At 47.4% G+C, this 16,324-nt stretch carries 11 protein-coding genes; 1 reads left to right on the forward strand and 10 read right to left on the reverse strand.

Translation table 11 applies throughout. The features are described from left to right. Positions 1-16: 16 nt before the first annotated feature. The 10 genes from V1467_RS12245 to V1467_RS12290 all read right to left on the reverse strand — a co-directional run bounded on the left by V1467_RS12245 (position 17) and on the right by V1467_RS12290 (position 14,334). A complete protein-coding gene (locus V1467_RS12245; RefSeq protein WP_416305256.1) occupies positions 17-1,639 on the reverse strand; it encodes an alpha-glucosidase family protein in 1,623 nt (540 codons plus the stop codon). A 362-nt stretch (positions 1,640-2,001) separates the two neighbouring features. Further along, positions 2,002-3,030 (reverse strand): LacI family DNA-binding transcriptional regulator, encoded by a 1,029-nt coding sequence (locus tag V1467_RS12250; RefSeq protein ID WP_416305257.1) that lies wholly within the window; start codon positions 3,028-3,030, stop codon positions 2,002-2,004. Positions 3,031-3,125: 95 nt separating this feature from the next. Beyond that, positions 3,126-3,656 (reverse strand): D-glycero-beta-D-manno-heptose 1,7-bisphosphate 7-phosphatase, encoded by a 531-nt coding sequence (gene gmhB, locus V1467_RS12255; RefSeq protein ID WP_416305258.1) that lies wholly within the window; start codon positions 3,654-3,656, stop codon positions 3,126-3,128. After that, on the reverse strand, positions 3,653-4,480 hold the full coding sequence (locus V1467_RS12260) for a putative RNA methyltransferase (RefSeq protein ID WP_416305259.1): 828 nt from the start codon (positions 4,478-4,480) through the stop codon (positions 3,653-3,655). Before V1467_RS12260 ends, gmhB begins: the two co-directional genes overlap by 4 nt. Before the next feature lie 72 nt (positions 4,481-4,552). After that, a complete protein-coding gene (locus V1467_RS12265; protein ID WP_416305260.1) occupies positions 4,553-8,575 on the reverse strand; it encodes an EAL domain-containing protein in 4,023 nt (1,340 codons plus the stop codon). Positions 8,576-8,862: 287 nt separating this feature from the next. Beyond that, positions 8,863-9,624, reverse strand: coding sequence for an SDR family oxidoreductase (locus V1467_RS12270; RefSeq protein ID WP_416305261.1), 762 nt, complete (start codon positions 9,622-9,624; stop codon positions 8,863-8,865). 3 nt (positions 9,625-9,627) lie between these two features. After that, positions 9,628-10,524: a 3-hydroxyisobutyrate dehydrogenase gene (mmsB, locus tag V1467_RS12275; RefSeq protein ID WP_416305262.1), complete on the reverse strand. Its 897-nt coding sequence runs from the start codon at positions 10,522-10,524 to the stop codon at positions 9,628-9,630. Between the two features lie 12 nt (positions 10,525-10,536). Then, on the reverse strand, positions 10,537-11,664 hold the full coding sequence (locus V1467_RS12280; RefSeq protein ID WP_416305263.1) for an enoyl-CoA hydratase/isomerase family protein: 1,128 nt from the start codon (positions 11,662-11,664) through the stop codon (positions 10,537-10,539). An 8-nt stretch (positions 11,665-11,672) separates the two neighbouring features. Further along, complete coding sequence (locus tag V1467_RS12285; protein ID WP_416305264.1) at positions 11,673-12,830, reverse strand: acyl-CoA dehydrogenase family protein; 1,158 nt, start codon at positions 12,828-12,830, stop codon at positions 11,673-11,675. A 13-nt stretch (positions 12,831-12,843) separates the two neighbouring features. Next, positions 12,844-14,334: a CoA-acylating methylmalonate-semialdehyde dehydrogenase gene (locus V1467_RS12290; RefSeq protein WP_416305265.1), complete on the reverse strand. Its 1,491-nt coding sequence runs from the start codon at positions 14,332-14,334 to the stop codon at positions 12,844-12,846. A gap of 268 nt (positions 14,335-14,602) precedes the next feature. Here V1467_RS12290 and V1467_RS12295 point away from each other — a divergent pair, with 268 nt between their 5' ends. Beyond that, positions 14,603-16,309, forward strand: coding sequence for a response regulator (locus tag V1467_RS12295; RefSeq protein WP_416305266.1), 1,707 nt, complete (start codon positions 14,603-14,605; stop codon positions 16,307-16,309). Positions 16,310-16,324: the final 15 nt, after the last annotated feature.

Raw genomic sequence — 16,324 nt, forward strand, 5'->3', positions numbered from 1 at the left:
CGTATCCGGCGTTTTTTTAAACCTTACCAATAAACATCCCGTAACCGGGTAAACGCAGCTGTTCACCCGCCAGCTCTCCCCACTGGGCCTGCATTGCCTGCACCTGGTAATCCGGCGTGGCCGTTGCGGGTAACTTGCTATTGACCGGTTGATCCTCAAGATTAAACACAAACAGCAGTTTCTGACTATCATGCTGGCGATAAAACGCCAGCAAAGGTTCGTCGGTCTGGATAAACTCAATACTGCCATAACGCACTGCTGGCTGTTGTTTACGCCATGCTAAATATTGTTGATAAGCAGACAATACCGAATCCTCAGCGTTTTGCTGGTTTGCCACGGCTTTACATTTATGTTCATCAGGAATAGGCAGCCAGGGATCGGCACTGCTAAATCCGGCATTTAGTTGACTGGCATCCCAGGGCAAGGGCGTACGGCATCCGTCCCGTCCTTTAAATCTGGGCCAAAATGCAATACCAAACGGATCCTGCAATTGGCTTTCACTGATTTCAACTTCAGTTAACCCCAACTCCTCTCCCTGATAACTGCATACACTGCCACGCAATGAGCACAACAATGTATTGAGCATTTTAGCCATATCAGTGTTGCCATTTCCTTTGCCCCAGCGACACAGGACGCGAGATACATCGTGATTGCCGATTGCCCAGCAAGGCCAACCGTCAGTCATCTGTTTCTCCAGCGTAGACACCGTATTGCGGATATATTCGGCCGAGTAGTCATCAGTCAGCAATTCAAAACTGTAGGCCATATGCAGGCGATTTTTACCGGCGGTGTATTCTGCCATCGTCATCAACGAGTCTTCAGAGGAAATCTCGCCCAGGGTAACTTTATCCGGGTAACGGTCCATCAGCGCTCTCAACTGCTCAATAAAACCCAGCATTTCCGGCTGGGTGTTATTGTAATAGTGATACTGGAACGCATACGGATTGTCGGGGCTAAAACCACGGCCGGTCCGATCTTTTGCGGCTTTTGGAGGATTGTCTCGCAGTTGCTGATCATGAAAACAGAAGTTGATTGCATCCAGACGGAATCCGTCTACGCCTTTTTTCAACCAGAATTCGACGTTATCCAGCACATGTTGCTGCACATCCGGATTGTGGAAATTTAAATCAGGCTGGCTGGTTAAAAAATTGTGCAGATAGTACTGCTGACGGCGTGGCTCCCACTGCCAGGCTCCGCCACCAAAAATAGATAACCAGTTATTTGGCGGCGTGCCATCCGGACTCGCATCAGCCCACACATACCAGTCCGCTTTGGGGTTGATGGTCGATTCTCGGCTTTGGATAAACCAGTCGTGTTGATCGGAGGTATGGCTTAGCACCTGATCGATAATTATTTTCAAACCACGGGCATGGGCTTTGTCAATCAGCTCTTCGATATCCGACAATTGGCCAAATAGTGGCTCAACATCGCGATAGTCACTGATATCATAGCCAAAATCTTTCATCGGGGATTTGAAAAAAGGTGAAATCCAGATGGCATCCACGCCCAGATTTTCGATGTAATCCAGTTTGCTGATAATACCTTGCAGATCACCGACGCCGTCGCTATTACTGTCCATTAAGCTGCGCGGGTATACCTGATAAATGACGGCGCCACGCCACCATGAATTATCTGTCATGCTTTAACCTCTTAATCCAAATTTTGCTTTTTTCATGCCCGGAAATTATTGGGGCTATTATGCACCCTTCCAGACAAATTAAATCCCTCACAACAGATGCATACGTATGCATTATATTAATAGAATGTAAGCAGATTTTAACAATAGAAAACGTCACGAAACGACAGTACCGAAATAGCAGTATGAGAACTTATGCAAAGTTAGTTATTTGATTTAAATAGAAAATTGCTTAGGTTTGACAGTAACAGTCAGCTCAATATGCAGCGTTAGACAATGTCGCGACTACAACGATTTGGCTAAACAGGCCACAGACTGAATACGTATGCAGTTATATCAATCCAGTTTGAATCACTGGACTGATATTACACTTCACCCCCGCAGGAGTTTCTAATCACCAGAGAAGTAGGCAAACGTTGGGGGTGAACCTCTTCGTGTTTTATCATCGACAACAAGGTTGCCACCAGCACTTCACCTGCTGATTTGGTATTTTGACTAATGGTGGTCAGTGACGGATTACAGAAGCTGGCCATCGGCAAGTCATCAAAGCCGCCCACCGATACTTGCTGTGGAATCGCGATTTCCTTCTCCCGCAAGGCCCTGATTGCCCCCATCGCAATTAAATCACTGGCGCAAAATATGGCGTCAAACTCGACACCACTGGCCAAAAGTTTGGTGGCGGCGTCAAACCCCGATTCTTCGGTGCTGATAGCGTCAATTTGACTCACCAGATTAACTGGCTGCACACTTTCATCCAGTGCTTTGTTCATGCCTTCAAAACGTTCCAGAAACTCAGGGCAATGACTTGAAGCGCCCCCCAAAAAAGCAAATTTCTGACGCCCCTGGGACAACAAGTGTTGCGCCATCTGATAACCGCCGAGCAAATTATCACAACCAATAGAGATCCCTGGCTGCCCTTCCAAAACGGCTCCCCAGCGCACAAAGTGGGTATTTTGCTCCACCAGTTTAAGCAACTTTTCCTCATACTCGACATAGTCACCATAACCAAGCAGGATAAGCCCGTCAGCCTTATGACTATCCTCATAATCGGCATGCCAGTCATTACTTAATTGCTGGAAAGACACCAACAGATCATAGCCGTAACGGGCACTGGCATGAGTAATACTGCCTAGCATGGACAAGAAAAACGGATTAATTTGGGAATCATCGCTGGTAGGATCTTCAAACAACAATAATGCCAGTGTGCCGGTATGCTGCGAGCGCAAATTACTGGCATTTTTATCGACTTTGTAATTCAGTTCCTTGGCAATTTTCTGGATCTTGAGCCGCGTCTCCAGATTGACCAGAGGACTGTCCCGTAAGGCTCGGGAAACGGTAGACTGGGATACGCCTGCTTGATAAGCAATATCAAAAGAAGTGGCTCTGGATTTCATTAATTTACAGCTCTGACGACTATTTGAAAAAACATCTTATACCAAACTGCATCAATAAGTGAACAGCCTCTAATACCAATCCGTATAAGCAGCAATCAGCGCAGTAGCCAATCTGCCAGACTGGCATATTGCTCATCCGCCAGAGGCGACTGTTTAAGCTTGTCACCCACCAGTATCAGGCTTTGTAATCCGGCATTTTTGCCGGCACGCAAATCGGATTCCTTATCGCCGATAATCACCGACTGGCTTAAATCGATATCTAAATCGGCTGCTGCCTGAAGCAACATACCCGGCTTTGGTTTCCGGCAATTACAGGCTTGAAGATATTCGCCGCTGCCCTGTTCGGCATGATGAGGACAATAATAAATGGCCGCAATATCAACACCATTGTCGGCAAACTGCCGGATAACCCACTGGTGCAATGTGGCGAGTTGTTGCTCAGTATAAAAGCCTCTGGCAACACCGGATTGATTAGTCACAATCACCAGTAAATAACCCATATCCTGGAGTTTTTTACAACACTCGAACACGCCGTCAATAAACTCGAAATCATCAATATTGATGGTGTATCCATGATCAATATTGATTACGCCATCCCTGTCCAAAAACACCGCCCTGTTTTTCATTCAACTCCCTCTGACTTTCGTAACACTTTAATATTAAATTCGATATTCACACAGGCTAATGCCAACAACACCTGATCCCTCTTATCTGCTGGCGTCGACCAGAAATAAGGCGTCATTTTTAACAAATTTTGCCGTTGCTGCGCATCTGTTATTGCAATCTGGAACTTGACTGTATCCTGATCCAACAAGTCAAATCCAGCCGGCAGTGTGGGTTCTACGATAAAGGGTTCCGGCTGCTGATACAATGCCTGTTTTAACTGCCATAAATGCCCGCTATGCGGATTAACTTGCAACCAGATACCATCAGGTCGCAGTATCCGTTTAACTTCAGCCGAATCGAGTGGTGCAAAAACCTGCAAAACAACATCCACACAATGACCGGCTAAGGGTAAATTAAAACTGCTGGCGACTGCAAAGCCGGCCTGCGGGTATTTTTTGGCCGCTTTCTGAATCGCCACCTTGGAAATATCGCTGCCCCACGCGTCGATGCTGACTCCATATTGATGCAGGGATTGGCTGACAAAATTCAGATAATAGCCTTCACCACATCCGGCGTCATATAATTCCAGCTCCGGTTTACTATGGTATTGGCGAATAAAAGTCACTAGTTGTTCTGCTAATGGCTGATAATATCCTGCCTGCAGAAACGCCCGGCGAGCGTTAATCATATCCTTGTTGTCGCCGGGGTCCCTGGAGTTTTTCTGGTTAGCCAACAACAAATTGACGTGACCTTCCTTAGCAATATCATAGCTATGCCTGTTATCACATTGCCATTGCTGATCATAACGGCACAAGGGTAACCGGCACGCCGGACAGATCCACATGAAATTTTTTCCCGGGGAGATTTTAATGGCGGCAGAATAGCAACCAGTATTACTAGATGCAAAATAGCATGATCATTTTCTAATTTTACGTTTGGTAAACGGGGTTACTGTCGCTAGATTATCTTTTTTGCCAAGGATAAAAAGTTTGGCACTTTCTGCGACCAGCGGTTTGGCATACAGGAATCCCTGACCGAGATCGCAATCGAACTGGCTCAGCAACTGCCGCTGTTTTTCAGTTTCGATGCCTTCCGCTACCACTTTGATATTAAGGTTATGCGCCAGTGAAACCGTGGCACGAACAATTTCTGACGCGTTGCCATTCTCTGACTGATTGGAGGTAATCGCGTCAATAAACATCCGGTCAATTTTCAGAAACTGTACCGGCAACCGCTCCAGATAAGCCAGTGACGAATAGCCGGTACCGAAATCGTCAATGGCAAATTCAATACCTAACAGATTCAGCGCATCCAGTGTTTGACGCACAGTATCGGCATTCTCCATCAGAGCCGACTCAGTAATTTCTAGCTTGAGCAAATCACCCGGGATACCGGTTTTTTGCAAAATATCACTGACCTGCCGGATCAGTTCTGTACCCCGCAACTGCTTGGTCGAAATATTTACCGACATGGTAATCGGCAGCGTTATCTCAGGATCATCCTGCCATTGTTTAAGTTGCAGACAAGCCTGCTCCAATACCCAACAACCAATTTCAATAATTTGGCCTGACTCTTCGGCAATGGGAATAAATTTGTCGGGCGAAATAAAACCTTTATCCGGATGTTGCCACCTTAGTAACGCCTCAAAACCGGTCAGATTACCCGATGGCATATCGATAATAGGTTGATAGACAACAAACATCTGCTGTTTGCTAATCGCCTGAGCAATGTCAGTTTCCAGCTCGATGGTTTCCATGGTTTGCTCACGCATTTTCCTGTCGAACAACTGACAAGTTCCACGCCCCATTTCCTTGGCTTTGTACATGGCAATATCGGCATCACGTAAAATTTGCTCAGGCTTTGTGTATTGCTTGCCACCAATTACCATGCCCACACTTAAACGGAACGGCACCTTTATACCCTTAACCTCTAGAGGAGTTTCAAAGGCGTTGACTATAGACTTGCCCAACATGCGCACATTGCGATCGGTTACCCTGCCTTCAACCACCACAGTAAATTCGTCACCACCTAAGCGCACCGCGTGATATTGCCTGGGAAGCAGATATTCAAGCCGTTGAGCCGCTTCGACCAGCACCTGGTCCCCGACGGAATGACCGAGAGAATCATTAATTTGTTTGAACTTGTCGCCATCCAGAAACATCAAGGCAAATGTCGGCTCCTGACAACCCCGATTCTTTTCAATTAGCTCTTCCAGATGCTGGATCAGCCAGGAACGGTTAGGCAAACCGGTTAAGGCATCATGAAAGGCCATATGGAACAGCTTGGCCTCGGCCACGCGCCTTTCATTCACTTCGACATTAAGTTCGGCGGTACGTTTTTCGACCCGGTTTTCCAGCTCCGCGTTCAGTTCCAGTACTGTTGCATTGGCTTTTTCCAGTTCACCGGTTTTCTCTTCCACCATTTTCGACAATAACAGTCTTTTACGCTCACTACTTCTGGACAGCCAGCGCAAGAAAATGGCCAACAACAGCAAACCTAGCAGTATAAAAACGATTCTCGCCCACCAGGTCATCCACCAAGGACGCAGAACGGTTAGCGCAACGGTGGCGGGAGTGTCGTTCCAGACATTGTCGTTATTCGACGCAACCACCATAAAAGTATAATTGCCCGGATCCAGGTTGGTATAGCGTACCCGTCGTCGGTTGCTGTCGACTTCGGTCCAACTATTTTCCAGCTTCTCCAGCTTGTAGCGATATTTATTATTATTCGGTGAAATAAAATTAAGCGCCGCAAATTCGAAGGTAATATCCCGCTGATCGTAATCCAGTACGACTTTTCTCACTTCATTAAGAGGCTGTTTGAGCAGCGCATCTTTTCCTGGCACAACCTGTTGTTGAAACAGTTCCAGACCGGTAAAAACGATATCAGGGATATAGCTGTTTCTGGGTAAGTGGTTGGGATTAAAACGGCTGATCCCGGCGGTGCCACCAAAATACATTTCACCGCTGCGGGTATGCAGATGGCTATAACGGTTAAATTGCATGCCAGCCAAACCATCACCATTATCAAAAATCTCGAATGTCTCGCTGACAGGGTCGAACTTATTTAAACCAGAACGGGTACCCAACCAGATATTGCCGTTTTTGTCTTTCTCAATAGAAACAGCAAAGTTATCGCTCATCCCCTGCTCGACCGAATAGCTACGCAACTTTCCGCTATCCGGTTCGAAGTGGAAAAACCCCTGTGACGAGGCAATCCACAATGCCCCTGACGGCTCAGGATAAATATCATAGATAATGTCAAACAGACCACTGTTCGAGAAAGATTTGAAGGTCTTGCTAACCGGGTTGAAAAGCTGCAGCCCCCCATTACCCGCCACCCAGTAATTACCCTTACCATCGGCCAAAAAATCATTGATCATAGAATTTTTTGCGCCACTTTCACTGCCTATGCTGCTTGGAAAGTAGGATTCGAAAGTCTCACTTTGCGGATCATATATCTGCATGCCACTGGCCCACACGCTCAGTAACATACGTCCATCTGACATCGGCTCGATACGAAAGATATTATTGTTTTCCAGACTCTTGTTTTCAGGCAGTGACGCATCACGCTGAATGTGGCTGAAAGTGCCGGTTTGCTTGTCAAAAATATTAATGCCGCCATTCCAGGTGCCAATCCATAAATGCCCATTGTGGTCATCGGCTATCGCCAGTACCGAGTCACTGCTAAGACTATTGGCGTCATTTTCATCATGGGTAAAATGGGTATATTGACCACTCACAGGATTGTATTTATCCAACCCCTGTCCGTCGGTTGCAATGTAAATGTTGCCCTGTTCGTCTTCGTGTAAATCCAGCACATTATTCAGCGCCAGGCTATTTTGCGCACCATCCTTATGCTGCATGATGGAGAACTTTTCCATCTGCGGTGATATTCGTCGTACTCCAAAGTTATTGAATGACAACCACAAGGAGCCTTGCCGATCCTCATAGATGTCAAAAACAGACGCGGCAGGCAATGCCCTTTTATCCGTATTGGATGCAGGATAATAAATAAAGTTATCGGCGGCCGGATTGTAACGGTGTATACCGGTTTTATCGGTTCCAAACCAGATCTGTCCCGCAGAGTCCTGAAATATCGTCCAGATAGAATCTGAACTTAGCTGACCTAAAGTAACATCACCGGCACGATAACGACGCACTTGCCGTGAAACAGGATCCATCGCCAGAATGCCTTCATGTGTGGCGATCCATAGTGTCCCCTGTTGGTCCATCAGCAAATCACGAATACTGTTGACCCCGGCTTCCATATCGCCGGGAAGTGGAAATTTTTCAAAATCCAGAGTGAGCCGATTCACTTTGTACAACCCGGCTCCCGACGCAATCCATAAATAATCGCTATCCAGATCCGGTGATATCTGCTGGATAACCGACCGATCCCGCGCCTCACCCTGTTGCTCGAATAACTGGCGGATCACTTTACCGGTCGCAGGATCGAAGGCTTTAATTCCAAAGCCGTCCCCCCCAAGCCAAATCAATCCATCGGCATCCTGGTACAAAGTATGAATAGTTCTGAAACCAGTAACATCATAAACAGTAAAAGATTCCGTTTCCGGGTGATACTGGCTAAGTCTTTTACCGGCTACCCACAGTACATCACTGTGATCAATCAGTAACTTTTCAGCCAAGCTGCTACCCAAGCTGTCCGGAACATCGGGATTATGGGTAAAGTGTTTTAGTTTGTAACCGTCATAGCGGCGCAAACCGTTATCGGTTCCAATCCACAAAAAACCTTGTTTGTCGACTACCGCAGAATAACCCGCATCATCCAGTGAGCCATTTTGCAGGTAAAGGTTATGCACATTTAATGAATTATCAACAAGGTTGGTAGTTTTGACAGGAACGGCATGAGCAACAATATGGACCAGGGATAAAATAACAAGGAATGCTATAGATAACCTTGTAAGCCTTTCAAACATCGTGCCCTTTTCCTCATTACCATTCTAGTAGTCTGAGTTTTATCACTAAATTGGCAACCAATAAAAACATTTTACATAAAATTAACATATTTAATTACTGGATAAGCATATTTAATCAATTTAATGCTGAAATATCTTCGGGTTAACCCCGAAGATATTGAATACTGATGTGCAAGAGCGTTGAAATGGAAATACTGATTCGCAAAAACCGAGATGGCGTAATACCAATCCGTATAAATAACCCTTTGTAAATATAAACGACATTTCTTATCCCGAGTTGGGGTTAATTAGACGCGGGTTCCTCCATCCAATTCAATGGTACGACCGGTAAAATAGTCATTCTCAAAAATAAATTGCGCTGCATGACCTAATTCACTCACATCAGCCAAACGGCGCAAGGGAACGGTTTGCAAGAACTTATCACGCATTTCAGGACGCATTTGCGCCGCCATTGCGGTGTCCACCAGACCGGGCGCAATACAGCCAGTACGAATGCCATAACGGGCCAGCTCCTTAGCCCAGGTCACTGTCATGGTGGCAACGGCCGATTTGGAAGCAGAATAATTACTTTGCCCCATGTTCCCGCCTCGGGATACTGACGAGATATTGATGATCACCCCGTCACTGCCGGTTTCTATCATCTGTGCGGCGGCTTCGCGGGCACACAAAAAGGTCCCTGTCACATTAACATCCAGCACCGACTGAAACTGCTGGCGCGACATCTTGTCCACCACTTTGCCGTCCTTTACTTTAAGCAACATGCCGTCACGCATAATACCGGCACTGTTGATTAAACCGTTAAGCTGGCCAAAAGTATTGGCGATATTAGCGAAACCTTTTTCTACCGCGTCTTCGTCGGTCACGTCGATAACAAAATATTCGGCTTTCACACCTTTTTCACGCAGCTCGACTGCGGCGTTTTGCAAGGCATCCGGTTGCATATCGATCAACGCAATATGCGCCCCCTGAGCAGCCAGCGAGTCTGCCATCGCCCGGCCCAGACCTTGTGCGGCACCGGTAATAGAAATCACTTTATTAGCTAAATCCATAGATTAGTCCTGATGTGAAGAATAGAGTTTAAAAATGCTGGAGAAGTCCAATTTTCCGTTACCTTGCAGACTATGCAGTTTATACAGGCTTTGTGCCAGCGCGCCCATCGGGGTAGTCGATTGACTCTTGTTGGCGGTATCCATCGCCAGTCCCAGATCTTTTTTCATCAGGTCGACCATAAAACCGCCCTGATAACTTTTTGACGATGGCACATTCGGCATTACATCCGGGCAAGGATTATACAGTTCCAATGTCCAGTTACGGCCAGAGCTCTGCAGCATAATATCTGACAACACTTTTGGATCGAGACCATTGTCGATCCCCATTTGTAACGCCTCGGCAGTACCGGCCATCAGGATTGACAGCAGCATATTGTTGCAAATTTTGGCAATCTGGCCTGCACCATGCCCGCCTGCGTGAAAAATATTTTTCCCCATGCACTGCAAAACGGATTGGGCATTGTCAAACGCGGTTATTTCCCCACCGACGATAAAGGTCAACGTGCCGGCCTGTGCTCCGGCAGTGCCACCGGAAACAGGTGCATCAATAAACGCTATGCCTTTTTGTGCCAATTGCTGACCAACACGTTGTGCGGTTTCTGCGTCAATCGTGCTGCAATCAATGACCAATGTCTGGCTGGACAAGCAATCAATCAATCCCTGTTCTCCCAAATACAAGCTATCTACATGCTTGCCTGCCGGTAACATGGAAATTACCACATCAGCCTGCTGCGCAGCTTGACGGGCAGAATCGGCTTTAACTGCACCTAATTCAGCCAGATGAGCCATTGCGCTTTGCTGCAGATCAAAAACCCTTACCTGATGACCGGCTTTAACCAGATTGGCGGCCATCGGACCGCCCATATTACCCAGACCGATAAAACCTATTGTTTTTGTCATTTACTGTTCCTCTTATTTACCCAATCCCGTCAAAGGATGAGTTTTCTCACTCCAGGGCGAGGTAAAACATTTTTCCAATACCGCTGACGGGACGTCTTTAACCGTTTTGAACTGCCAGTTGGGTTGGTTGTCTTTGTCAATCAATAAGGCTCGGACGCCTTCCTGAAATTCGCCCAGTGACGCGCAGCGGCAAGACAACATCAATTCCATACGGAAACAGTCTGGCAGCGTCATTTTGGCGCTGCGTTTGAGCTGTTCAAACAAAATACAGGCCGTCAGTGCCGATCCGTTAGCCAGTGTCGACTGCGCCCGACTTAACCATTTATCGCTGTGTGCCGACAGTGCGGCAATCTCGTCAACCACCGCGTCGACGCTATCGAAATCTGTCACTTGCCTAATTTTGTCCTGATGCGGCTTGATATTGCCCTGAGGCAGTAACGCCCGATGCTCCTGATGAAACTGGTGACACACATCAGTGAGTTTTTGATGATTCAGGCTTTGGGTCACACCCCATGAAATCTTCTGCATTTGCTCAATAACGTTTTGTTTATTCGACTGCGGAATAAAGTGATCGGCCAACTGAATATGCAGTGCATCCATGGCATTGATACTGGCTCCGGTGAGTCCCAAAAACAGTCCCACACCATCTGGCATACGGTTTAAAAACCAGCTGCCGCCTACATCAGGATATAGGCCGATGCTGATTTCGGGCATGGCGATACGGGAGCTTTCGGTTACGATACGATGGCTGGCACCACACAATAACCCCAGTCCTCCCCCCATCACAATGCCGTTTCCCCATACCACAAAGGGTTTGTGGTATGTATGGATTAGGTAATCGAGACGATATTCTTCACTAAAAAAGGTTTCCACCGCGGTTGGAATACTATTCGGCTCCTTTTGCATCGCCTGATGCATGGCCACCACATCGCCACCGGCACAAAACGCCTTGTCACCTTCTCCATCAAGTATCACGGCAACAATATTGTCATCTTTTTGCCAGCTGAGCAGTTGCGGCATCAACAGACGGATCATATCCAGATCCAGCGCATTGAGTGCCTTCACTTTATTTAATTTGGCGTAACCAATTTTTTTACCGTTATGCGTTTCCAGTTCTGAAAAGAGTACTTTATCTGGCATTGCTGTCCCTATAGTAAGTCGCCGGCGTCGGCAGATAACATCCTTCGACCAATGATCAGGCGCATAATTTCATTGGTACCTTCAAGAATTTGATGAACCCGTACATCGCGCACATGACGTTCCAGCGGATACTCCTGGATATAGCCGTAGCCACCATGCAACTGCAGTGCTTCGTTACATACCTGAAAACCGATATCGGTGGCAAAACGTTTGGCCATAGCGCAGTAAGCAGTGGCTTCAGGATCCTTGTTATCCAGCTTAAACGCCGCCAAACGCACTAACTGGCGCGCCGCCACCAGTTCGGTGGCCATATCGGCCAGTTTGAATTGCAGGGCCTGGAATGCCGCAATGGGTTTACCAAACTGTTCTCGCTCCTGCATATAGTTTTTAGCTGTGTTGAGCGCCTGCTGGGCGGTGCCGATAGAACAGGTGGCGATATTGATTCGACCGCCGTCCAGCCCTTTCATAGCAAAAGTAAACCCCTGCCCCTCTTCGCCTAATAAATGATCCAGCGGTACTTTGACGTCGTCAAAAGTTACCAAGCGGGTCGGTTGGGCATTCCAGCCCATTTTTTCTTCTGCTTTGCCGTAAATAATTCCGCCGGCATCAGCAGGAACGACAACCGCAGAAATCCCCTTGGGACCCGCTTCTCCGGTGCGCACCATCACCACCAGCACTTCGGTTTCACCGGCTCCGGAGATAAACATTTTAGAGCCGTTAATCACATAGTGGTCACCGTCTTTAACGGCACTGGTACGTAAAGAGGCGGCGTCAGAACCGGAACCGGGCTCGGTCAGACAATAAGACGCCAGTTTCTGCCCTGTTACCAGGTCGGGGCACCATTGTTGTTTTATGTTTTCGGTGCCCCAACTGGCAATCATCCAGGTGGCCATATTGTGAATGGTCATCATTGCGGTAGTGGTGGTGCACCCCATCGATAACTGTTCAAAAATAATTGACGAATCAAGACGACTTAAGCCCAGTCCGCCGGCTTCTTCTGGCGCATACAAGCCGCAAAAACCCAGCTCCCCCGCTTTTTGAATCACGTCTTTAGGAAAATAATGTTCCCTGTCCCATTTTGCCGCATTGGGTGCCAGCTCCTGTTCGGCAAATTGGCGGGCAATATCAGCAAAAGCTTGTTGATCTTCAGTTAGATTAAAATTCATCGCTGTATTTTCCTTAACCCAGGTTAATCGTCAGGTTAGGGCCGCTCGGGATATCATCTTCAAACCAGCGGGACGTGACGGTTTTAGTTTCGGTATAAAAACGGATGGCCTGCTTGCCATAGGCATGCAAATCACCATAGAAAGAATTTTTCCAGCCGGTAAAGGAGAAGAACGGTAATGGCACCGGAATAGGGACATTAATCCCCACCTGCCCCACCTCAATCTCGTGCTGGTATTTTCTGGCCGCCGCGCCATTGGCGGTAAAGATGGAAGTACCGTTACCGTAAGGGTTACGGTTAACCAGCGCGATGGCTTCTTCCAGTGTATCCACGCACATACAGCACAGCACAGGACCAAAAATTTCTTGCTGATAGATGCTCATTTGTTCGGTGACGGAGCTAAACACCGTTGGCCCCACCCAATTGCCCTGTTCGTAACCGGCTAAACTGAAATCCGAACCGTCCACCAGACAATCGGCTCCCTGCTGCTTACCTTCGGCAATCAGCGACAATACTTTGGCTTTGGCTTGCGGACTGATTAAGGGGCCGAATCCGGCCTTGTCATCATTCCACAATCCGGGTTTCACTTTGGCGATTTCACTGGCCAGCTCTTCAATCCACTGTTTTGAGTCGCCAACAAATACCGCTACCGAAATCGCCATACAACGCTGTCCTGCGGCACCTACACTGGAGCCCACCAGATTATTAATCACCTGGGCTTTGTTGGCGTCCGGCATAATCACCGAATGATTTTTAGCCCCGGCAAAACACTGGGCACGCTTCATATTATCAGTGGCCGTTTTATAAATATGCTGGCCGACCGGCACCGAACCGACAAATGACACCGCCTTGATATCTTCATGCGTCAGCAGAGTATTAACCTGATCCTTGCCGCCATGCACTACATTCAGCACTCCTTTGGGGCAGCCTGCTTCAATAAACAGTTCAGCCAGACGGGTAGGTGTCATCGGGTCTTGTTCAGAAGGTTTAAGCACAAAGGTATTCCCGCAGGCAATGGCTAACGGATACATCCACAGCGGGATCATGGCGGGAAAATTAAACGGGGTAATCCCGGCGCACACGCCCAAAGGCTGGATAAAACTGCTGGTATCAATCCCGCGAGCGACGTTTTCAACCGTCTCGCCCATCATCAATGCCGGTACGTTAGCAGCCTGTTCGACTACTTCAATGCCACGCCACACATCGCCTTTGGCATCAGCAAAGGTTTTACCGGTTTCCTGGCTGAGAATTTCGGCCACTTCATCATGATGTTGTTTGAGTAAATGCTGATAACGCATCATCACCCGCGCGCGTTCGGAAACCGGCACTTCACGCCAGTCATTAAAGGCGCTTTTGGCACTGGCGATCGCGGCCTGCATCTCGGTATCGGTGGCGCAAGGCACTTTGGCAATCACGTCATTGTTAGCCGGGTTAGTCAAATCGATATGTTGACTGGATGTTGATGTCTGAAACTGACCATCAATTAATAACGGAATATTTTTCATAGGGTATCCACTTTTATTTTTTACGACTTGTTATCAAGTCCATAGCTATTGCCATTACATTAACAAACTTTTTACTTTAACGTTAACGTTAAGGTCAAATAAATTTCAATCTAACTGAGCAGTCGCTGTACATAATTGTTAACCCTAGAGTCACAGTTTGCCGATCAGGGTGAATTTGTATAAACAAAAGTTCATTAATGAAGTTATTTATTGGTATTATCCATTCATAGTTGTCAGTTCGCCGCAAAAAGGAAGCTAAACGAGATACATGGGTATAGAGCATATAAATGTAGCGATTGTTGAAGATAACGGTGTTGCCCGTATCAACCTGCGCAACCATCTGCTGGGAATGGGGTTTGTCGATATCGGTTGCTACAGTCAGGGACGAGAACTCAGAAACGCGCTGCGCAAGCGTTCATTTCATCTGGTGCTGATGGATTTCCATTTGGGGCCAGACAAAAATGGCGTTGAGGTCATCCAGGAGTTGCAGCAATCAGGTGCACTCAAACCCTCGACTGCGGTGATCTTTTTAACCGCTGACAGCGTACCGATGGTGCTGGGACAGATCGTCGATATTCATCCCGATGTAGTGATCCTCAAGCCCTATACCATCCGCAATCTCGAAAAAGCAGTGATCCATACCCTGCAATTCCGCGAGGCGTTGCGTCCGGTATTCCGGGAAATGGATCATAAAAAATATGCTAGGGCGCTGGCACTACTGGAAGAAGTGATTGCCAGCAAAAAACTGACTAAAAGCGGCACCGCGCTCACCAAATTGCGTGGCAGACTGATGATCCAGGCGGGCCAGTTCAAACGGGCAACTGCGCTATATCAGCAAATTTTAAAAGCCTCGGATAAAGTAGTTTGGGCGCAATGGGGACTGGTACTCAGTCGCTATATGGCCGGTGATATAGAAGGCAGTGAAGCCGATCTGGAAAATATGCTTAACACCCATATGACCAAAGATAAAGCCTGTGAATGGCTAACCCGGATCAATATCAAGAAAACCGAGTATCAGCGGGCCCAAGGCTTTATCGATATGATCCGCGAGGGCGACTTGTCGATCTCTGCGGCACGTTTAAAAGTGCATCTTTGCCAGGTTCAGGACAACATGCAGGATGCCATTGCCCTGCTGGAGAAAAAGCGTGAATCCAATCGTAATTCCAGAGATCGCTTTGCCGAGCTCACTATGGATCTGGCACGCTGTCATTTGATGGTGGCAGAAAAGTCTACCGACAGGGAAAGAGATAATGCCATCAAATCAGCGCGCATGCTGATTGGTAGCGCCAGCCGCCGCGCCGTAGACGAAGAACTCAGTCTCAAGCGCAATTATATGAGCGCACTGGTGGCGGTGCTCGAAGGTGAAGAAGAAAAAGCCTTAGATATCCTTAAACAGGACGGCATGATGGAGTTTGAAAATGCCGATGTTGCAATGTTGGCCGATGCAGCGAGTGCCTGGATGGGCGTCGGTGAAAGCAATATCGCTTCGGAAATCATGCAGGAATGCGAATCGAGAATGGCCCAACTACAAGACGAAAATGAAAAAGTGGTGTCATCACTTATGATCCTCAAAAATGAGGAAGCCATGGGTGATAAGAAAACTCGCGCACTGGACTTTAATAAGGCCGGAATGGCATTACTCAATAAGGGCAAGTTTGCTGAAGCCACCGATGATTTCTACCAGGCGCATATTCTGTTTCCCAAAGAACCCGCATTTCTAATCAACTTGTTGCAATGCATGGTCGAAGCGAAGACAGCCCAACATAAGAAAGTCAGCTCAATCGATATCTTCCGTAAATTACAAGAATTCAAACTGTCTGACGCCAACCAGAAACGCTTTAACGATATTAAAGTCAAATTGCAGGCAGATATAAAAATTCATCGCCCCGCTCCTGTTAAAGAAAAGAGCCAGGAAACGCACGAACAGAATGACAAAGCGCTATCACAGGCTCAATTGCTTTCCGGCAAAACCTGACCGGAAAGCCATTTA

This window comes from Neptunicella plasticusilytica, from assembly GCF_047922965.1.
GTDB lineage: Bacteria > Pseudomonadota > Gammaproteobacteria > Enterobacterales > Alteromonadaceae > Neptunicella > Neptunicella plasticusilytica.

Coding starts and splice junctions, on each gene's coding strand:
- V1467_RS12280 (WP_416305263.1), bottom strand. CDS start 11,664: ATGCCAGATAAAGTACTCTTTTCAGAACTGGAAACGCATAACGGTAAA.
- V1467_RS12285 (WP_416305264.1), bottom strand. CDS start 12,830: ATGAATTTTAATCTAACTGAAGATCAACAAGCTTTTGCTGATATTGCC.
- V1467_RS12295 (WP_416305266.1), top strand. CDS start 14,603: ATGGGTATAGAGCATATAAATGTAGCGATTGTTGAAGATAACGGTGTT.
- mmsB (WP_416305262.1), bottom strand. CDS start 10,524: ATGACAAAAACAATAGGTTTTATCGGTCTGGGTAATATGGGCGGTCCG.
- V1467_RS12245 (WP_416305256.1), bottom strand. CDS start 1,639: ATGACAGATAATTCATGGTGGCGTGGCGCCGTCATTTATCAGGTATAC.
- gmhB (WP_416305258.1), bottom strand. CDS start 3,656: ATGAAAAACAGGGCGGTGTTTTTGGACAGGGATGGCGTAATCAATATT.
- V1467_RS12250 (WP_416305257.1), bottom strand. CDS start 3,030: ATGAAATCCAGAGCCACTTCTTTTGATATTGCTTATCAAGCAGGCGTA.
- V1467_RS12270 (WP_416305261.1), bottom strand. CDS start 9,624: ATGGATTTAGCTAATAAAGTGATTTCTATTACCGGTGCCGCACAAGGT.
- V1467_RS12290 (WP_416305265.1), bottom strand. CDS start 14,334: ATGAAAAATATTCCGTTATTAATTGATGGTCAGTTTCAGACATCAACA.
- V1467_RS12265 (WP_416305260.1), bottom strand. CDS start 8,575: ATGTTTGAAAGGCTTACAAGGTTATCTATAGCATTCCTTGTTATTTTA.
- V1467_RS12260 (WP_416305259.1), bottom strand. CDS start 4,480: ATGTGGATCTGTCCGGCGTGCCGGTTACCCTTGTGCCGTTATGATCAG.